Source organism: Rheinheimera sp. UJ51 (assembly GCF_020819615.1).
Classification (GTDB): domain Bacteria; phylum Pseudomonadota; class Gammaproteobacteria; order Enterobacterales; family Alteromonadaceae; genus Alishewanella; species Alishewanella maricola.
This window is the reverse complement of the sequence record NZ_JAJHOG010000007.1, coordinates 129,896-149,675: the sequence shown is the minus strand read 5'-3', so window position 1 is coordinate 149,675 and position 19,780 is coordinate 129,896. Positions and strand designations below refer to the sequence as shown.

14 protein-coding genes are annotated in these 19,780 nt (G+C 46.5%); 6 read left to right on the top strand and 8 right to left on the bottom strand.

All coding sequences use genetic code 11. The annotated features are described in order from the left end of the window. The first annotated feature begins 47 nt into the window (after positions 1-47). Complete coding sequence (locus LMJ53_RS11090; protein WP_229586116.1) at positions 48-1,397, top strand: SEL1-like repeat protein; 1,350 nt, start codon at positions 48-50, stop codon at positions 1,395-1,397. Here the strand turns inward: LMJ53_RS11090 and fre are convergent, their stop codons facing one another. From fre to LMJ53_RS11055, 7 genes are all read right to left on the bottom strand, one after another. After that, entirely contained in the window at positions 1,398-2,105 is a 708-nt protein-coding gene (gene fre / locus LMJ53_RS11085; RefSeq protein WP_229586115.1) for an NAD(P)H-flavin reductase, read from the bottom strand. Between the two features lie 22 nt (positions 2,106-2,127). Then, positions 2,128-2,406 (bottom strand): 2Fe-2S iron-sulfur cluster-binding protein, encoded by a 279-nt coding sequence (locus tag LMJ53_RS11080; RefSeq protein WP_229586114.1) that lies wholly within the window; start codon positions 2,404-2,406, stop codon positions 2,128-2,130. Continuing rightward, positions 2,403-3,887 (bottom strand): 4-hydroxy-3-polyprenylbenzoate decarboxylase, encoded by a 1,485-nt coding sequence (ubiD, locus tag LMJ53_RS11075; protein WP_226751418.1) that lies wholly within the window; start codon positions 3,885-3,887, stop codon positions 2,403-2,405. Before ubiD ends, LMJ53_RS11080 begins: the two co-directional genes overlap by 4 nt. A 219-nt stretch (positions 3,888-4,106) precedes the next feature. Next, positions 4,107-5,303 (bottom strand): ATP-binding protein, encoded by a 1,197-nt coding sequence (locus LMJ53_RS11070; protein WP_229586113.1) that lies wholly within the window; start codon positions 5,301-5,303, stop codon positions 4,107-4,109. Further along, the gene (locus LMJ53_RS11065) at positions 5,303-6,007 is read right to left on the bottom strand and encodes a response regulator transcription factor (protein WP_229586112.1); all 705 of its coding nucleotides are present in this window, start codon (positions 6,005-6,007) and stop codon (positions 5,303-5,305) included. Before LMJ53_RS11065 ends, LMJ53_RS11070 begins: the two co-directional genes overlap by 1 nt. Then, positions 6,007-6,399, bottom strand: a complete 393-nt coding sequence (locus LMJ53_RS11060; RefSeq protein WP_229586111.1) for a DUF3019 domain-containing protein — start codon at positions 6,397-6,399, stop codon at positions 6,007-6,009. Before LMJ53_RS11060 ends, LMJ53_RS11065 begins: the two co-directional genes overlap by 1 nt. 11 nt (positions 6,400-6,410) lie before the next feature. Continuing rightward, positions 6,411-7,199 (bottom strand): MipA/OmpV family protein, encoded by a 789-nt coding sequence (locus LMJ53_RS11055; RefSeq protein ID WP_229586110.1) that lies wholly within the window; start codon positions 7,197-7,199, stop codon positions 6,411-6,413. Positions 7,200-7,452: 253 nt separating this feature from the next. On the opposite strand from LMJ53_RS11055, the gene LMJ53_RS17090 reads away from it, so the two are divergent. From LMJ53_RS17090 to LMJ53_RS11035, 3 genes are all read left to right on the top strand, one after another. Beyond that, positions 7,453-12,621, top strand: coding sequence for a S8 family serine peptidase (locus LMJ53_RS17090; protein WP_324295606.1), 5,169 nt, complete (start codon positions 7,453-7,455; stop codon positions 12,619-12,621). 204 nt (positions 12,622-12,825) lie between these two features. Beyond that, positions 12,826-13,470, top strand: coding sequence for a class II aldolase/adducin family protein (locus LMJ53_RS11040; protein WP_229586109.1), 645 nt, complete (start codon positions 12,826-12,828; stop codon positions 13,468-13,470). Between the two features lie 85 nt (positions 13,471-13,555). Beyond that, positions 13,556-14,335 carry an EAL domain-containing protein gene (locus LMJ53_RS11035; protein WP_226751416.1) on the top strand — a complete coding sequence of 260 codons (780 nt, stop codon included), beginning with the start codon at positions 13,556-13,558 and terminating at the stop codon, positions 14,333-14,335. Between the two features lie 58 nt (positions 14,336-14,393). Here LMJ53_RS11035 and LMJ53_RS11030 read toward each other — a convergent pair whose 3' ends face one another. Further along, on the bottom strand, positions 14,394-16,892 hold the full coding sequence (locus tag LMJ53_RS11030; protein WP_229586108.1) for a TonB-dependent receptor plug domain-containing protein: 2,499 nt from the start codon (positions 16,890-16,892) through the stop codon (positions 14,394-14,396). 160 nt (positions 16,893-17,052) lie between these two features. On the opposite strand from LMJ53_RS11030, the gene LMJ53_RS11025 reads away from it, so the two are divergent. Together LMJ53_RS11025 and LMJ53_RS11020 are read left to right on the top strand one after the other, a co-directional pair. Then, positions 17,053-18,222 (top strand): cystathionine beta-lyase, encoded by a 1,170-nt coding sequence (locus LMJ53_RS11025; protein WP_229586107.1) that lies wholly within the window; start codon positions 17,053-17,055, stop codon positions 18,220-18,222. A gap of 188 nt (positions 18,223-18,410) precedes the next feature. Next, positions 18,411-19,715: a sensor domain-containing diguanylate cyclase gene (locus LMJ53_RS11020; protein WP_229586106.1), complete on the top strand. Its 1,305-nt coding sequence runs from the start codon at positions 18,411-18,413 to the stop codon at positions 19,713-19,715. The last annotated feature ends 65 nt before the right edge of the window (positions 19,716-19,780 follow it).

Below are 19,780 nucleotides of genomic sequence, written 5' to 3'. Positions count from 1 at the left end.
ATTCAAACCACGCTAATTGAAAAATAGCGAAAATTAAGGAACATAAAATGCGTTTTATGACACTCGTATTGCTGATGCTGACAACCTTCGCCGTGCAAGCGGATTTGCTGGTGTCTTTACAAGCCTACGAAAATAAAAAATATAGCGAGGCAAAAGCGGGCTTTATTACGCTATTACCACTAGGTAATCCCGATGCAGCCTTTAATCTAGGTGTGATGGCTTATTATGGTGAAGGACAAGAGATTAATCGGGTAGAAGCATTAAGCTATTTTTTACTAGCAGAAAAATTACAGCATCCAGATGCCAGCGCTATCGTGCAACGTGTGTATGCCGAGGCGAGCAGCGATGAGCGTCTGCAAGCCGACGCTGCGGCAGCTAAAGCTTTTGCTGCGGTCATTATTAAACAGGATGCGCAACCTTACCAGCTGAGTAAAGAGCAGCCTCCGGCCGCCATTAATACGCCGATGCCGATAATCCCTGAAGAAGTCACCAGAAAGAATCCGTTTGGTTTTATCGTATTACAGTATTTAGTAGATGGTACGGGAAGGGTGCAGGTTGTTGATGTATTAGATAGTTTTCCGGTTGGTGCTTATGATTTTCACGCTATGCGCGAGCTGCGCCGCTGGGAATATGCAGCGACCGGTCGTCCGCATTTAATGTCGGTGCAGTTAAATTTTTGGATAGCCGGCGTGATGGATTCAGGCAGCGCGAATAGGATTGTTAATCAAAATAACCTTTGGACTTATGCACAAGTGGGTTCTGCTCGGCACCAAGAAACACTGGGCAGCGCGCTAAATGTGATTTCTATGGTGTCGGGTGCTTTAGTGTATGTAGATAAAGATATGTCGGAGCCTGGTGATAAGCCGGATTTAACGGCTTGGTTTGACAGTAGAAAACTGAAAATTAATATTGAGGCATTTGATGGCGAAGTGACAGTGCAAACCAATACAAAAGGCGAAATCGAGCGTGTGTTGCAAAGCGATGAACTTATTGCCCCCGAGGCAGAGGCGTTGCTGGGCATGCGCATTCGTGGCGGCAAAGAAGGCATTTTTCGACTCAGTAATAGCACCAAACAAGAACGCGCTTTTAGTCGCTTAGTGAATCGCCCGACTATTTTGATACAGCAATATGTGCCAGTGCATGAGCAGTTAACGGCAGAGTATTGGTGGCGCACAGCCGCGACAAATGGTGATCGTCGAGCACAGCGTATATTAGGCGCGAAGCGCGAAGATTGGCAGTTCTATCTGATCCAACAGCAAGATCCGTTGGCGGCAGCCTGGCATGGCGCACGTTTATGGTTAGATGGAGAGAAGACCGAAGCTAAAGCCCTGCTAGAGCAAGCACAAGCCGCAGGTTACAAGCCTGCGACTGAGTTATTACAAATATTAAGTTTATAGTTAGATATAAGCAAACGCATCAGCAAACATGTGCTCGCGATGGCCGCCTTGCGCGATAAAAGCCTCGCGAGCCACCCCTGCCATTGCAAATGGGCCAGCCATATAAATGTCGTAGGCTTCAAGAGAAACAATATCTTGCAACACGGCTTCATGCACTAAGCCACTGCGACCTTGCCATTGTGCGCTAGGCTCTTGCACCACCGGAATCACTTGATATTTACGATTGCTGGCTGCCCAACTCGCCAATTCGGTCTGGTAATACAAGGCGTCTTCGCTTTTTACACCCCAGTACAATAATACCGGGATGTCTTTTTTCGCAGCCGCGATTGCTAAGGCAATACTGTGTACATAAGAGAACCCGGTGCCACCGGCTAATAACACGATGGGGCGATCACTGTTCGCTTGCCAAGCGGCATGACCCAGACCGACTTCAACTTGAACCGGCTCACCGGCAGCAAATTGTTGTTGTAGATGAGTTAACGCTGCCCCAGACCAGTTATCTCCCGCTGCCGCGCCAATGTGCAATTCCAACAACGGTTGTTCTGGGGTGCTGGCGATAGAGAAAGGTCTTTTATCTGTTGCTGTCAGACACAGTTGTAAGTATTGGCCGGCAATAAAGTTAACGGGCGCAGCTGGCGCGAGTACAACTTTACTGACAACGTGAGTAAGGGCTTCAATGGCAACAACCTGACAAGCAATAGCGTTCATAAACATCTCATGTTAAGCGGGGTTAACCGCGTATAAAAGGGTGGTGTAGTTGCAGATCGGACTGGGCATAAGCCACGCAACAGTAAACAAATCGCTGCTGACGGTCAACGTCTGTTAATGGGCTTGGTTCAATATAACTCACGTTACCGTCACGTAGTTTACACACGCAACTGGTGCATACGCCCTGCTGGCATCGGTAAGGAAAATCGATACCTTGGCGCAGCGCGGCCTGCAGAATAGTTTCTTCAGGCCGCACTTCAAAACTTAACTGCGCTGGCAGTACCGTGACCTTATGGCTCATGGTTTGGCCGCGGGTAAAGTGATGCCCAGGCTTGGCCATAAACTATCAACCCGCTGTTTAATTTCGTCAGACATGACAATCGGCTCGCCCCATTCACGAGTGGTTTCACCTGGCCATTTATTGGTGGCGTCCATACCCATTTTTGACCCTAATCCCGATACAGGTGAAGCAAAATCAAGATAGTCGATTGGCGTGTTTTCAATCAGCGTGGTATCGCGCGCGGGATCCATACGGGTGGTAATGGCCCAAATCACATCTTGCCAATCGCGGGCATTGATATCGTCATCACAGACAATTACAAATTTAGTATACATAAACTGGCGTAAGAACGACCACACACCCATCATTACGCGTTTGGCATGGCCAGGATACTGTTTTTTCATCGTGACAACAGCTAAACGGTACGAACACCCTTCAGGGGGTAAGTAAAAGTCGGTAATTTCCGGAAATTGTTTTTGCAAAATGGGCACGAACACTTCGTTCAGTGCGACGCCCAAGATAGCCGGTTCATCTGGTGGACGGCCGGTGTAAGTACTGTGATAAATCGGATCTTTACGATGTGTAATATGCGTTACAGTAAATACTGGGAAATTATCGACTTCATTGTAATAACCCGTGTGATCCCCGTAAGGCCCTTCGGGGGCCATCTCACCCGCTTCAATGTAGCCCTCAAGCACAAATTCAGCACTGGCCGGCACCTGCAAGTCGTTACTCACGCATTTAACCACTTCGGTGTTATCACCACGTAATAATCCGGCAAAACCATATTCAGACAGCGTATCAGGTACAGGCGTAACGGCACCTAGAATGGTGGCAGGATCGGCGCCCAGTGCAACCGACACAGGGAAGGGTTTGCCCGGGTGAGCTTTTTGCCATTCAAAGAAATCTAAAGCGCCGCCACGATGCGATAACCAGCGCATAATCAGCTTGTTTTTGCCCAGCACTTGTTGACGATAAATACCCAAGTTTTGGCGGTCTTTATGCGGCCCTTTGGTTACGGTAAGACCCCAGGTGATCAGGGGGGCGGCATCGCCCGGCCAGCAAGTCATAACCGGCAACTGGGTCAAATCGACCTCATCACCACTGAGTACGACTTGTTGGCAAACGGCTTTTTTCACCTGTTTGACCGACATATTCAGAACTTGTTTGAAAATAGGCAATTTACTAAAGGCATCTTTCAGCCCTTTTGGTGGCTCGGGCTCTTTTAAAAAAGCCAACAATTTACCGACTTCACGTAAGGCCGCCACATCTTCTTGGCCCATACCCAAAGCCACTCGCTGAGGTGTACCAAATAGGTTGGCTAATACTGGGATCGAATACCCTTTTGGGTTTTCAAATAATAACGCTGGGCCACCGCCACGCAGAGTACGGTCGGCAATTTCAGTCATTTCCAATACCGGATCAACGGGCTGCTTGATGCGAATTAATTCACCACGTTGTTCTAACTGCGCGATAAAATCACGTAAATCTTTATATTTCATTGGTTGCCTTCATCAATGCCAGCGTAACATCGAGCTTCATTTCGCTGACTATTATACATTTCTAAGGGCTATCTGCCAGTTCTGGCCGACGCTGTGGCCAAGTGTCGTGGCACATTAGAGCTATGCTGCGATAAATACATGGGCAGATATACGCGATAACGAGCAGAAGGGGTTAGAAATTAATGTCAAAAAATGTCAGCTAACGCTGGGGCTGCAGTGTTAAGGGGGTGTTAGCTGGGTGCTTATAGAAACAGCGGCGCCGCCAAGTGAGGCCGATTGTTTTACTTGCACCTGAGCTTGATGCCAATTGGCAATTTGACTAACAATATACAAACCTAAACCAAAGCCTTTATCATCTTGCTGTTGGCGTTTGAAGGCCTTTAATACATCTGGAGTGCTTTGCAAGAAGCCTGGACCATCATCTTCAACGCTCAAGCTCCAACCTTGGTCATCTGCTGTTAATTGCACTTCAATCTGCTGTTTTGCAAAACGCGCCGCGTTAGTGACCAGATTCTGCACCACAATACTGATGGCTGCTGGGTCAAAGCAAGCTTGTTCACCTTGCGAAGAAAAGCGGAGCCTAATGGCCGGTGGTAGGTGAGTAAAGCGTGGCCTTAGCTTCTCTATAAACTCTACCAGCAGAACCGGTTGTAATGTCTTTTCATGCTGCAGATGTTCCAATTTGGCAAAGCTTAAATAACTAGTGGCAAGTTGTTCAATTTCGTCTAAATCAGCATTTAGCCGCTGTTGATATTGTGGTGCAAGTTGTTGTTGAGATAACGCTAAAGCAAAACGCATACGTGCCAGTGGCGTACGTACTTCGTGCGATATTATTTTTGATAGCGCTTTGTGTAGATCAACTAAATTCACTATTTGATTGGCCACCTTGTTAAACGCTTTTGCCAGTGGGTAGATGGCGGAATGCTTGCTGATGTTTAAAGTAAGATGCTGTGGGTTCTCACCAAATTCGATTGCGGTTTTTTGTAAGCGTTGTAAATCTCTAAATACTGGCCAAATGAGCATAATAGCGATCAGCGTTAAACAGCCATAAAATGCCAGTAGCAGTATTGGCATCACATCTTCAGTTTGTGCTGTTTTTTGCAGCGGACCCAGCCTAACGACTTGTGTCGGATCAGCGCTCAATTGGTAATAGTACAAAGAGGTGGCATCGTGAGCCAAGGCAATGGTTTTACCTTGCTCCAGTAAGTTCGCTAACGACTCAGGCAGTGCCAGTTGATTACGTGCTATTAAGCTTCTACTTGGCAGGGGGTGTTCTGGCGCAATTAGGCTCTCAATGTTGAGCATGTACTGGTTGTGTTCTGGATACAGTTGCTCAACGATTTGACTAAAACTCCAGATGACCAAGGCGCATGAGAGTACTAAGAAGAGAAACAGGCGATAAAACTGTTGTTGCATTAGCGGTTAGTCCTGGGATCATAATGGAATAGATAGCCTTGGCTAACCAGCGTGGTAATATCTAAGCCGATAATATCTAATTGTTGTAGTTTCGTGCGTAAACGACTGATTTTAACATCAATGGTGCGATCCAGACCGTTGTATTCACGCCCCACTAGTTGCTCAAATAAAAACTCGCGATGTAATACTTGGCCATTGTGGCAGGCAAAGATCCACAATAAAGCTAATTCTTTAGTCGTTAACTTAACGCTTTTATCTTGCACGCTAAGTTGATGCGTTAAGCGGTTAATCGTGAGATCCGCTAATCGTAATTCATGGCGATTCAGTGTACTCATTTTGCGTAAGTTTGCATTGATGCGGGCGAGCAGTACTGTTGGCTTCACCGGTTTGACAATATAGTCGCAAGCACCTAGTTCTAACCCTTTGATTTGTTGATGATCCTCATCGAGCGCTGTTAGAAATAAAATCGGACAATTAAAACGTAGTGTCAGCCAGCTACTGGCTTCGAAGCCGCTGACACCAGGTAACATGACATCGCAAATAATTAAATCAAAGCCCACGCTTTGTGGAATTTGGCTGATCAGTTCAGCTTGGCTGATATGTTGTACGTTAAACCCTTGTTGTTGCAGATAAGACAGCGTGAGTTCGGCCAGTGGCAAGTCATCTTCTATCAGTAAAAGCCGTGTTGATTGACTCGCTTCCATTATAAATTCCAACCAAGGCCGCGCCGGCGGCGTGATTTTACGGGGTTATATTTAGCGGTAGTAAATTCAGCTTGGGCTATTAAATTGGCATTCATATCCAATAAACGAAACATGGTATTGCGTTTAATACTGAGAAAGAGGCTTAAGCTAACGTGATTAAAAGCGGCATAACAAGATAACGGGGTTTCGTCATCACTGCGCCATAAACAGGCTTGCTCGGTTAAGGGGGCTTGATACTCTATCGATAAATTAAGCTGACACACAGGTTGCTCGTCTGTGACGACACATAAGTTAGGCGTTAAGATCAGGTCATCAAGATCCTTAGCGGTCGCCGGTAATGCCCACCATGTCGTCAGAATTAAGCCTAGCGAGGCAACTATTTTACCCTGCATGCGGTACCTGTTTAAAAAGAATAACTCACCCCCACAAAGGCAGAAAGATAATCAGACTTTTCAATCAACGGGCTTTGGCTAATACCATGCCCCAAATGGTTATATTCCAGCAAACTGATTAGCGTCCAGTGAGCATTAAGTGTTTTGTTGGCAACCCAGCGAATATGCGAGTTAAGCGTATCTCGTGGTTGATAGCTTGTGCGCGCTGTTTGTAATTCGGCATCCGTTAAATAGTAATAATAACTAACCAGTTCACGGCTTTTTTGTGTTAACCCAAGCTCTAGCCCCCAAGATACGTCATACCAATCAAAGACATATTTGTAGCGTAAGTGTAGTTCATAACCATTATGCACACCGGAAATGTCGGTATAGGCGCCGGCAGTCATATCGCCTACTGCACTTTGCCAAGTGAGTTGCGAGCCAAGCAAATAAGATACTTTACGTTCTATCGCGGCATAATTTATGGGTCGGCTGGGGCGGCCAGGCGTCTTACCATTAGTAATGCCAAATAGATCAGTGACTAATAAGTTGCCAATACCATCCAGTTCAAAAAATAAACCATCTTCATTTAGCCGACTTTGAATATCGACAAACAGCTGTTCATTTTCGAACAGGCTATAGCCTAAAGTGAAATTTTCCAGATAAAAGCGCTCACCGTAGTAAAGCACGCTGGGCAGCACATAGGTTTTTATCGGTTCAGCATGGGCACGCGGGTTTTCGACGTAACCATAGCCTAAGGCCACAGCAACTTGCCATTCTCCAACAGGTACGTCGTTTGCTGTAGCGACCTTAGTTAGCATGGCACATGCTAACCAGCAGCCGACAAACAGCTTTAGCCTGAGCTGAAAATTCAAACGCTTGCTCCACCAAAAATGTATAGCGTTATTAAAACACAGAATAGACCCAGTGTGACGCATGCTTTATGGCAATTGATACACACTGTAACACCAAGATGCTATCGGTTAATTATTAGCCTGTGATTATATCTTAATTCTGGCAGAAACATCTGCTGGTGCAAAACGCACATATTAAAACAATCCAGGAAGCATAATCGTGAAACTAAAACATGTCACCATCGCAATAGCGGCAGCACTTTACAGTGCCAGCTCCGCCTATGCCGCTGGGGTAGGCGTCCCAGGGCAGCCCATTCAACATAAACTGGAAAAACCTAAGCTGGATATTGAAAAGATTTATCAATATTCAGATGAAGCGCGACAGCGTTACGATTCCATGGCACAAAATGATGGACTCAATGTGCAGGTTAATCGCCAGCACGGTAAGTTTACGCCCGAACAAGATCTTCGTGGTGAGCATGTCTATATTGTCCGATTAGCCAAGCCTGCTATCTCAGCGGCGACCTTTAGCGAACAGACACTGCAACAAATCAATAATAACGAGCAAAAGCTGTTTCGTGCCGGTAAAGCGGTGTCGGTAGAAATTGAGCAGTACCGTAATCAGTTGATGATTCAGCAAAACGAATTTATGCGTCAGGCTGGAAGTCTCGTCGGGTATGTACAAGTTCGTCGGCAATTTACTAATGCGATCAATGGTATGACGATGACCATGACGCAAGAGCAAGCCGCTCAATTAGCGACGCTGCCTCAAGTGCTCTCGGTGCAGCGTTCGAAAATTTATGAGCTGTTAACTGACGCGGGTCCGGAATTGATTAAAGCCGATGCCGTTTGGACAGGGCAGGCTGCAGCAACAGCAGGTATACCGTTTAAAGGTGAAGGTACCATCATTGGTATCATCGATACCGGTATTAATACCGATCACCCGTCGTTTGCGGCGACTGCCGAAGACGGCTACACCCATAGCAATCCATGGGGCGCCGGTACCTATGTGGGCGACTGCACAAAAAGTGGTTTTGAAAGCCTATGTAACGATAAGTTAATTGGGGTACGCAGCTATTCGGTGATCACGGATTTATTTACCTCGGGTGAATTGGGCGCGGTGATGCCAGCCAGCGGTGAAGATTATCAAGGCCATGGTTCGCATGTAGCCTCAACGGCAGCGGGTAACGTGTTAAACAATGTGGCCTTTGTTACACCAGAAAGCGCTAGCGCGGGTGATGGTGAAGTCATTCAAGAGGCCATGTTTCCACAGATCAGCGGTGTAGCACCGCGGGCAAATATCGTGTCTTATCAAGTGTGCTATCCCGCCGCCGAAGAAGTATCAGGCTGTCCTGGTGAAGCTTTAATTGCCGGTATTGAAGATGCAATCAGTGATGGGGTTGATGTGATCAACTTCTCCATTGGTGGTCAGGACTCTCACCCTTGGACCGACTCTGTTGAAATGGCTTTTTTGAATGCACGTGAGGCTGGCATTATTGTGGCCGCCGCTGCAGGTAACTCCGGTCAAGCGAACGGTGCAGCAGAATTCTTTAGCGCCATCGATCATGCGTCACCCTGGTTGATGAACGTGGCGGCAACAACGCATGGTCGTGAAGTCGTAGTAGAAACCCTGCTAGCTGAACCGCAATATGCTGATCCTGCGTTAGCGGGCAGCCGGATGCCAACTTGGGAAAGTTTAACGGGTGGCTCTATTACTGAAACCGCCGTTACCGGTGTGGTATTGCGTGCCGCAGACTACTTGAATGTGAATGGCGTAAAAGATCAATATTGTGGTGCAGCCTATGCGCCAGGTACTTTTGAGGCTTACCCCGATGGTAGCCCAGTAGTTGATGCGAATAATAATCCTGTTGATACCTTAGTGGTTTGTGCTCGTGACAACCTGGATAACCCTAATGGTGTGGCACGTACGTTAAAGTCAGACAATGTGAAAGCCGGTGGTGCAGACGGTTTTATCATGTACAACTTTGGTTCCTCTGATCCCATAGTGTATACCGCTAAATATTCTTTACCCTCAGTACATTTGAGCTATGGAGATTGGTACGGTCATGTCAGTAATGGCTCTTATGGCTTAGAGGATTGGACACGCAGCAGTAATGGTAAGAGTCATATGATTACCATTAAACCCACGGTGATTGAACGTCGCGTTGATCAAGCTAATGCCGATTGGTTGGCGCCTTTTTCTTCACGTGGTCCAAGTTCGTCAACTGCAGAGGCGTTAATTCCTGCTGTTGCGGCGCCGGGCGTGAGTATTTATGCGGCTTATGCCGATGAAAAACCCTTTGTTGATACACCGACTACCGCTGATTTTACCTTTTTAAGTGGTACGTCAATGGCTTCCCCACATGTAGCCGGTGCCATGGCGTTATTACGTCAAGCTCAGCCGACGTGGAGCGCCACCGAGATCCAATCTGCTCTAGCGATGACCGCAGATAATGTCGTGCAATATCGCCGTTTAAACTCAGCAACTGGTGATGTGGAGTTAGCCAGTACCTATCGTGCGGGTACCGGTCGAATCAACGTTGAAAATGCAGTAAACGCCGGTTTAGTGATGGACGAAACGGCGGCTAATTTCCGCGCCGCGGATCCTGAAAATGGTGGTGCAGTGCATAAACTGAATTTACCGCAGTTAGTTAACTTCAGTTGTAAGCCACATTGTACTTGGCTGCGCACCGTGAAAGCGACGAAAGACGGCAGTTGGTCAGTCAGTGCTGGCGATGTAATGAATTGGGCCTATGATTCACGTTCACAAGTAAAGCAAAACGGTGTCACTATTGAAGTTTCGCCTAGCGAGTTTACCTTGGCTGAGGGTGAAACTCAGGTGCTTATTGTCAAAGCTTCAGTGATGGATACGCAAGACTTATTCTCCAACGCAGAAGTTGAATTGCATTCACAATTATTCTTAACCGAAGTGAACGGCGCCAGTCCTGAAGCGCATTGGCCGATGGTTTTCAAGTACGACATGAATAACATGCCGGCTAAGCTGGAAGCGATTGCCCATGCCAACAATGCCAGTGCCGTTTTCAAAGGGATAGAATTACCTGCCGGTGATAATTTCGGTCGGGTCTTTACTCCCGTAAAAGCAGAGGTTATTGAAGTTACTTTACCCAAGGATGATGACGCCCAGTTCCCGTGGAGTACCAATATGGATCTGTCTGTTGATGTGGCAGAGCGATTGGACGAAGCGACCGTCACGCATTTTGTTAATGTACCTGAGGGTGCCAAGCGCCTTGTGGCAGAAACCATCGGCAAAACGGTATCGCCATTAGGTGAAAGTTTTGATGTGGGTAACTTACTGGTTTATGTGGGTAAAGACTACAACGGTAATGGCTTCCCCGATATGAATGATGAAATCTTATGTTTCTCTAATCATATTATGTATAACAACTTCTGTAATATTAATAATCCGGATGCAGGTGATTACTGGGTAGTGTTCTACAGCTCAAGAAAGGGGTCTGCGCAGAACAACTATTATGATGCGGTAGAAGAAACCTTTAAGTATGCCGTCGCGGTAGTGAGTGATGACATCAACAACGAGCTTACCGTGCAAGTACCATACAGCGATGGTAAAACGCCGGTTGATGTGAGTTTGCATTGGGATTTACCCGAAATGGCGGAAGACGATATTTATTATTCGGTCGTCGACTTTGGTTCGTCAATGGTGAATGCAGGCAATATTGGTAAGGTCGGTTTAAAACTGGTGCGAGGTCAAAACGATATTAGTTTAGATGTACCTAGAACCGCAGCCAAGCGTGGTGATAAGGTCCCGTTTACTTTTGAAGTGTTACCTAATAATACCGGGGCGGATCGTCAATTTACCATTAGTGCAACCATCCCAGCGGGTTTAACCGTGAGTACACAAGATGTGTTTTCTTCTAACAGCGATATTGTGACCGGTATAGAGTTAGAAGGCGATCAGCTTGTCATCACGGGTATGCAACCTGATACTTCAGAGTGGGTGTCGGATTATATTGTAACCTCCAATCTGGATGATGCGATGTGCCGCACGCCTAACTTTGGTAATACTAATGTGGGGGGTTATGTCAACCTAGCCGAGTTTGGTATTCAACCTGTGTTCGGTGGTTTTGCACCTGTTGAGTATGACAGCAACGGTCGTGCTCTCTCTAATAAAGACAATAGCATCCAGCATCGTAACGGTGTGGTCATTCCGATGAGCAGCATATTTAACGGGTACTACGATAGCTTCCATCTTTACAACAATCGTGATCAGTTGAATGTGAATAAGCAAAATGCCGTTGAGATCCGAGGTACAGGCTTAATTTCTTTATGGGAAGGGCAGCCACTGTTTGCACCTTATCATTATCGTTATCCTTATAACTCTTTCCCTTACGAGTCGATCTCTCCGTTGTGGCGAGCTGCTGGTGGTATTGGGTCTAATTTTAATGCCGATTTGATGAGTGTGCCGTTGGATACTGCTGGTTCAGATCGTTCAGGCATTTCTTTGGCTAGCACACAAAGCGGTTGGGGGATTATTGAATTTGATAATGCACGCTCTTACGGTAATCAAGTACGTGCCGCTGATCGCACTTATAGCTATACCGAACGTGATGATCGTTTCGATTTCCAATGGATCTTTAATGTCGATGTAAACCATCAAAAAGGTCAATACGAAATGTTTATGGCGTACGACAACATAGACTTTGGCTCACAAGATGAGCGTGGTTCGATTGGTGTGCAAGGTTTCCGTGGCCCAATATATAACCGTGGCCCGTTTACTGCTTATTTAGCCAGTGATGTAGCTTATAACGACTTGACCGATAAAGTGGCTAATGATTTGGTCTATTGCTTCGATTATGTAGGGCCTGAGTCTTCGCAGTTTGAAGTCACCGTTTGGGCGGAAGTCACTGCGGCAGCAGCGGGTAGCGACTTGCAATTTAACGCAGTGAGTCAAATCGATGGCATGGCAGATATTGCAATGAGCCACAGTATTAAGTCACCAAGTAATATTACGCTGGGCACTATTGCTGATCAGCAAATCGATGAAAACACGACTTTAAGCAACCTTGTGGTGTACTACGTTGATGAAGAAAACAGTGTTAATAAAATCAGTGTGACTGGCGATAAGATCACGGCAACAACTACTGGCCATGAGTCAGGTAGTAAGATCAGCATTACGCCAGACAAAGATTTTCATGGCGAAGTGGTCGTTACCGTCAGTGTTGCTGATGTTGAAAACCCAGCGGATAAAGCAAGCACACAGTTTAAATTAACCGTTGTGTCCGATGGTAAGGAACCGGTAACGGTCTCACCGCCAGTGGTGGTTCAACCGTCGAGCAGTTCATCAGGTGGTAGCGTCAACTTCTGGTTATTAGCCATGTTAGGGTTATTAACTTTGAGAAGAAAGCGCTAATCATTTTACGCAGTGAGACAGGGATGTCCCTTGTAAAAACCGCCGCTGGCGGTTTTTTTTTGCCAAATTTAGTCAGTTTAGCGGTGCTAAACGCATCGTTAGCATTGTGCGATATAACAGACTGCTCGTTTTGGCCTGCTAAGCGGCTGGCATCGCTGCTGAGGAGACTTATACTGTTGTTAACATATTTCGACGGGTTATACGATGCAAGAGCAAGAAGGGGTTATAAAATTTCAATTGTTTTATCAAGCTGCGCCATTACCTGCCAACATAGATATTACCGAGTTAAATGCGTGGCGTACGCTTTGCGTACAAACGGGCATGTTAGGGCAGCATCTTGAGCGCTATGATAATTATGGTTTTGGGAATATTAGTCAGCGGGTCGCAGGTGGTGAACACTTTATCATCAGTGGCACGCAAACGGGTGGTAAACTGCAGTTAAGCGCAGCAGATTACGCGCTGGTCACCGCTTGTCTACCGGCACTAAACCGAATTAGCGCACAGGGCGTAACTAAACCCTCTTCTGAAGCGATGACACATGGCCAGCTTTATCAGTTACTGCCACAGGTTAATTTTATTATTCATGCGCATTGCCCGGCAATTTGGCAGTATGCAGATGCACTAGCGTTAGCGCAAACGGCTGCGCAAGTGCCTTACGGCACGGTGGCGATGGCGGAGGAAGTGTCCCGCTTGTTCCAACAAAGTGAGGCCGCGGCACAAGGTATTTTCACTATGGCAGGGCATGAAGATGGTGTGGTGACCTTTGGCAAGAATGCTGAAACCAGCTTTCAAATTTTAATGCGTTATTATGCAGCTGCGCTGGCGCTGGGTGCGACACCAAATCTGTGATTGTCTTTGATAAATTATCAAAAAGCAGTCACAATGCTTTAATGTTATTTTATCTCATTTTCACTCCCACTAGAGAGCGCTTTTTATGCAGTTTCCCGATTCAGTTAAACAGCAGAGCTGCCAGGATTGTTTAAGTGGTCAAGATCTGGGTTTTGAAATCCGTATGGCATTTCAACCGATTATCGATTGGCACACGCAGCAGATTGTTGCTTACGAAGCCTTGGTGCGCGGGCCGAACGGTGAAGGTGCAGGGTGGGTTTTTTCTCGGATAAACGATAGCAATAAATATTACTTTGATCAGGCTTGTCGGGTAAAAGCCATTGAAACCGCTGCGCGTCTAAAATGCAGTACCTATTTGAATATTAACTTTTTGCCGAACGCGGTGTATAACCCAGAAACCTGTATTAAAGCCACCATTGAAGCTGCCGATCTCTATGGCTTTGATTTAACCAAGCTGATTTTTGAAGTGACTGAAGGTGAGCAGATCCCAGATAAAGCGCATTTGAATCGCATCTTTCGCAGTTATGCTAAACGTGGCTTTCAAACTGCGATTGATGATTACGGTTCGGGTTTTGCAACATTAGATTGGCTAATCGAGTTAAGACCTCACTTATTAAAGCTAGATATGGAACTGATCCGTAATATTCACCTTAATTGCGCAAAACAATTTATCGTGGCCAAAACAATTGAGCAATGCGAGTTGCAAGGTACCAAGGTGTTAGCTGAAGGCATTGAAACAAAAGAAGAACTAGATTACTTAGTGGGTATTGGTGTGCGCTTGTTTCAAGGATATTATTTTGCCAAGCCGGCTTTAGAAGCGCTGACACCGCTAGAAGGCTTAACAGGGATGAAAGCGTTAAATTGAACGTATAACCCCAAAAAAACAAGGCGCCTTAAGGCGCCTTGTTTATTTTGGCGGTAACTTAGAAGTTATAAGATACCCGGCCATACACTAAGCGACCTGAACGTCCGAACGGTGAATAGTTCGAGAACGAGGTGGCGCCTGTGGTATTTAAGTTAATGGGGTTAGCATCTGGATATTCATCAAAGATGTTATCAGCACCCACTGCCACGGTCCAACTATCGTTAAAGTCATAGCGGCCTTCCAAATCCATCAAGACTTTCGGGCTTAATGTCAGATCAGTGGCTGCCGTAGTGCCCGGTGATAATACCTCACCGTAACGAGTTGCTTTAAAGGTCGCGCTGAAATTGTCGTAGCTCCAGTTTACTGTGGCGCCAAACTTATCTTTAGGCGCACCTTTTTCAAAGGTCAGTACGTTAACGCGACCAAACAAGGTGGGGGCGGGATCAAGTGCTGACAGCTCTGCGGTTACTGGCACGGCAGTAACTTTCGTTTCGTTGATGTTACCTACCACCGTAAAGCTGAACAAACCAAAATCTTCTGTTGGTGTTGACCAGTTAATAACAACATCCACGCCTTGTGTTTCGGTATCTACACCATTGATAAAGAAACGACCACCACCGATACCGATAAAGCCTTGCGAGCTTAAATAATCGCGCACGTTCGTTTGGGTTAAGTTTTCTGATAACACGATACGATCATCGATATCGATGCGATAACCATCTACCGTGATAGAAACACCGCCCACTTTAAACACGGCACCTAACGAGTAGTTTACTGACTCTTCAGCATCTAACGGTTTGGCACCTAACGCTTGCGCAACCGGGTTGCTTACCGGGAAAGTCGTGATATCAAAGGGTACACCGTTGATAAAGTTAGTTGAGGTTGCGGTAAAGTATTGTTGCTGTAACGATGGGGCACGGAAACCGTTTTGTAATGAACCACGAATACCAAAGTCATCGGTAAAATCGTAACGTAACGCGGCTTTACCGGTAACATTACTGCCAAAGTCAGAATAATCTTCAGCACGCAGCGCTACTGAGCCCAGCATGTTATCCGTGATATTCGCTTCTAAATCGACATAAGCGCCAATAGCACGACGTGTTTCACGTACTTCGTTAGACGGGCGGAAGCCGGGGAACACCTGCGCGCCAGAAGCCGTTGGGTTACCATTTAACAGTTCGCCGCCATTGCGCCATGAATCAGGTTCACCGGCGAAAATACCGTAACGTTCACGGCGTAATTCTATGCCGGTAGCAATGTTTAACGGCGAAGCTAACGCATCGACATTAATTGAGCGCACACCAGATAAGTTAAACACGGTTTGGCCATAACGGAAGCCACCAGCATCAAACTCGGTTTTGCTGGTTGGGCCGATTGAGCGGTTTAAGGTGTTTTCAATAGTGAAGGCCATACGGTTTTGGCCCCAAACTAAAGACGTATCAACGGTCCACTCGCCCACATCAAATTCATAACCTACAGCAGCACTGGCATCCGTCACATCGGGTGCAATAATAGGTAAGAAACCATCTGGGTAGATCGCCAGAATGTTGCGGGAATCGTTGGCTGGGCGATAGAAACCGCCTGAACGCGCTTCACGATCTTGGTAGCTTAACCAAGCATAAATTTTACCGTTATCTAAGGTTTTACCGGCATTAGCAAACAAGGTAAATTGCGATAATTCAGGCTCACCATACCAAGCACTGAAGCGGTTGAAGTAGGTTTCACGCGTATCATATTGGCCATTGACCAACGGATACTGTTGACGATAATCCCAGCCGCCACGCTCTGTGCGTTCGGCGTCTTTGTATTCTGCAGATACGGTGAGGAAAGCATCTTTGCCAAGTTCAAAACCACGCCAGCCACTCAAGGTTAGCGTTTCACCGTCAGTACGACTACGCTCAAGATTAGCTGGTGCACTCCAAGTGGCGCCTGTTGGGGTCGGTGTTGTTGGCGTGGTGTAGCTGGTTTCACGCCAGCCATAAGACGAGGTAAAGTTACCGCCTTCGCTCGCTTCGCGTAAACGAATGTTTAATACCCCGGCAATGGCATCTGAGCCATACTGGGCTGAAGCACCATCACGTAATACTTCAACTGAATTAATCGCTGCGGTAGGAATGGTATTTAAATCAACAGCAGAAGAGCCACGGCCCACGGTACCGTTTACGTTAACCAAAGCAGCGGAATGGCGGCGCTTTGAGTTAACTAGCACCAGAGACTGATCTGGCCCTAAACCACGTAAAGTAGCTGGGCGCACGGTATCAGTACCATCGCTTAAACCTGGACGCGGAAAGTTAAAAGACGGTAGCGCGGTTGATAGTACTTGATTCAGTTCGGTTGAACCTGCACGGGTTAAATTTTCTGCGCTGATAATATCGATTGGCACTGCAGTATCAGACACCGAACGACCGGCAACCCGAGTACCCGTAACAATAATCTGCTCAATTTTTTCTGCTTTTTCATCGTTTTCGCTGGTATTGCTTTGTTGCGCCATTGTTAGCGGTGTAAACAACGCTAAGGTAATAGCTAACGCAATAGGATGCGGTTTTATTTGGTGCATGTGAGTTATCCCTTTGTTATTTTTATTGAATCTAGTTGCTGAACTTGCTGGTGTCAAACGTGTAACAGAATTAAACATTGCTTGCAGCGGCAAAATAATGACATAGTATAAAGCAGACTTCTAGAAGTCTTTTCGCCTTTGATTAACGTTGGAGCAATACATGAAAAAGAATACCCAGTTAATTCATGCAGGTCGTGGCAAAAAGTGGACTGGCAGTGCGGTTAATCCGCCTATCGTACGTGCTTCAACGATTGTGTTTGAGACCATGGAAGAGCTTAAAAACGCCAGTAAAAATAAAGGTAACGCTGTGCCGTATTATGGTCGGCGCGGCACGGCTACACATTTTGCATTTCAAGAAGCCATGTGTGAGTTAGAAGGTGGGGCCGGTTGTGCTTTATATCCTTGCGGTGCCGCAGCAATCAGTGGCGCTTTATTGGCGTTTTTAAAAGCAGGCGATCACTTGTTGATGGTCGATACCGCGTATGAGCCAACACGAGGATTATGTGAAAAAGTGCTCGCCGGTTTAGGGATTGAAACCAGCTATTACGATCCCTTGCTGGGTGCCGAGATTGAGAGCTTAATTCGTCCGAACACTAAGGTGATCTTTTTAGAATCACCTGGTTCGTTGACCATGGAAGTGCAAGACATACCGGCAATTTGTCAGGTTGCAAAGGCGCATAATATTATCACTATGCTAGATAACACTTGGGCTTCGCCGATCCTATGTCGGCCGTTTGAGCTTGGTGTGGATATTTCTATTCAAGCTGCCACCAAATATATCATTGGTCATTCAGATGTGATGTTAGGCACAGCGAGTGCGAATGAACAGCATTGGCCTCAATTACGTGAGCAGAGTTATTTGTTAGGTTATTGCGCTTCGCCAGATGATGTATATCAAGCTAGCCGTGGTTTGCGCACATTGGGCGTGCGTTTAAAGCAACACGAAAAAAATGCTTTAGAAGTGGCAGAGTGGTTAGCACAGCGTCCAGAAGTTGAAACAGTGCGCCATCCTGCTTTTCCTGAGCATCCAGGGCATCTGTTTTTTCAGCGCGACTTCAACGGTAGCAATGGTTTGTTTTCTTTTGTATTGAAACAGGGCAGTGCTGCGCAGGTGCAAGCCTTTATTGAAGGTATGCAGCATTTTAAAATGGGTTTCTCATGGGGCGGCTATGAGAGCTTGATTACTGCGGTGCCTAATGTGCAAGCGCTTCGTTCGGTGACTCATTGGCCCTATGCTGGGCCTTTATTGCGCTTACATATTGGTTTGGAAGATCCAGAAGATTTATTGGCTGATCTGGAACAGGCATTTGCGCGCATGGCGTTGGCTTAAACTTACACCGCAATACTCTGCTTTGGTGTGCTCGGTGTGTAAAGAGCCTGGCAAACGTTTAAAGGCAGCGTTAGTTTAACGACAACGCAAGTAGCACGTTATATTACCGCTGCCTGATGTAAATACCCCAATATCGGCTATAGTTAAGTATTGATTTGCAAAGTGATTCTATAGTTGAAGGGTATCAATTGAATTTATCGCTCATTAATGCCGCTTCCTTAATTAATAATCTGCATGCGGGTGTGGTGGTGCACGCGGCAGATACCGCTGTGTTATTCGCCAATCCGGCTGCGCTGAAGATGTTACGACTAACAGAGACGCAAATGATTGGTAAAGATGCGTTAGACCCGCATTGGCACTTTTTAGACAGCTACCGCAGTATCATGCCGTATGAAGCTTTCCCAGTTAACCGCGTTATAGCTACTGGCCAACCCGTATCAAACCTTGAGGTCGGTATTACCGATAGCTCTTCTAAGCGGGTGACCTGGGTTTTGTGTAATGCTTACCCCGAGTATGATGAGCAGCAGCATCTCAGCCATATCGTCGTCACCTTTATTGATACCACGCGTAGTAAGCGCAATATTCCTTTTCAAGATGTGGTGGAATTAGCCAGTGACTTAGTCTTAGTGTTAGATGCTAAAGACGACATTGCCGGTGGCCCGAAAATCATTTATGCCAACCAAGCATTAACTCGAATTACCGGTTATCAAAAAGCCGAAGTTTATGGACAACCCCATACCATGTTTGATGGTATCGATACCGATCCGAACAGCCGTGCCGACATTGCAGCGGCCATGCAAAATCGCGTTGCAGTGCAAGCGCAGTTGTTGAATTACACAAAACTAGGCGAACCGCTTTGGTTCGATTTAAATATTGTGCCTTTATGTAACGATGTGGGTGACGTGGTCTATTTTGCTGCGATTGAAAAAGATATCACTACCCTTAAATCGAAAGAGGCCCAATTGCGTGAATTAGCCACGCGCGATCCGTTAACGAAGTTATTGAACCGCCGAGGTTTTACTGCCGTAGCCCGCGAAGCACTTAAGCTGGCTGAACGGCAAAAAAGTGCGGTAACTTGCGGCATGGTAGACATTGATTTCTTTAAAAAAATAAACGATCAATATGGTCACGAGGTCGGTGATCTGGCGTTAAGTCATTTCGCTAGCATAATGCGCAGTTGTTTCCGCTCCAGTGATATTATCAGTCGAGTCGGCGGTGAAGAGTTCTGCATTTTACTGACCGAATGCTCACAGGCCGATGCGCTGCAGTTGTTGGAATATTTTAGAGTGCAGCTTGCTGCCACACCTCTAGTGATGCACGATCAGCAACGGATTAGCATCACAACCAGTATTGGTGTCAGTAGCAATGACGGTAAGCACCGCGCATTGCTTGAGCTGATGAAAACGGCCGACCAAGCGCTGTATCAAGCCAAAAGCAATGGCCGCAATCGCACCGAACTGTTTAGCAGTACAAAAGCAGAAGAAGCCGGTTGACTATGCTGTGCTGCCCGAAAGGAGTTATCTTAGCCACTGCAACGCTATAACGTTCGCAATGCATT

Excerpts from the sequence above, each read along its gene's own strand:
- LMJ53_RS11080 (WP_229586114.1), bottom strand. The coding sequence starts at position 2,406 with ATGAGCCATAAGGTCACGGTACTGCCAGCGCAGTTAAGTTTTGAAGTG.
- LMJ53_RS11090 (WP_229586116.1), top strand. The coding sequence starts at position 48 with ATGCGTTTTATGACACTCGTATTGCTGATGCTGACAACCTTCGCCGTG.
- LMJ53_RS11030 (WP_229586108.1), bottom strand. The coding sequence starts at position 16,892 with ATGCACCAAATAAAACCGCATCCTATTGCGTTAGCTATTACCTTAGCG.
- LMJ53_RS11055 (WP_229586110.1), bottom strand. The coding sequence starts at position 7,199 with ATGCTAACTAAGGTCGCTACAGCAAACGACGTACCTGTTGGAGAATGG.
- LMJ53_RS11070 (WP_229586113.1), bottom strand. The coding sequence starts at position 5,303 with ATGCAACAACAGTTTTATCGCCTGTTTCTCTTCTTAGTACTCTCATGC.
- LMJ53_RS11065 (WP_229586112.1), bottom strand. The coding sequence starts at position 6,007 with ATGGAAGCGAGTCAATCAACACGGCTTTTACTGATAGAAGATGACTTG.
- LMJ53_RS11035 (WP_226751416.1), top strand. The coding sequence starts at position 13,556 with ATGCAGTTTCCCGATTCAGTTAAACAGCAGAGCTGCCAGGATTGTTTA.
- LMJ53_RS11060 (WP_229586111.1), bottom strand. The coding sequence starts at position 6,399 with ATGCAGGGTAAAATAGTTGCCTCGCTAGGCTTAATTCTGACGACATGG.
- LMJ53_RS11040 (WP_229586109.1), top strand. The coding sequence starts at position 12,826 with ATGCAAGAGCAAGAAGGGGTTATAAAATTTCAATTGTTTTATCAAGCT.
- ubiD (WP_226751418.1), bottom strand. The coding sequence starts at position 3,887 with ATGAAATATAAAGATTTACGTGATTTTATCGCGCAGTTAGAACAACGT.
- fre (WP_229586115.1), bottom strand. The coding sequence starts at position 2,105 with ATGAACGCTATTGCTTGTCAGGTTGTTGCCATTGAAGCCCTTACTCAC.
- LMJ53_RS11025 (WP_229586107.1), top strand. The coding sequence starts at position 17,053 with ATGAAAAAGAATACCCAGTTAATTCATGCAGGTCGTGGCAAAAAGTGG.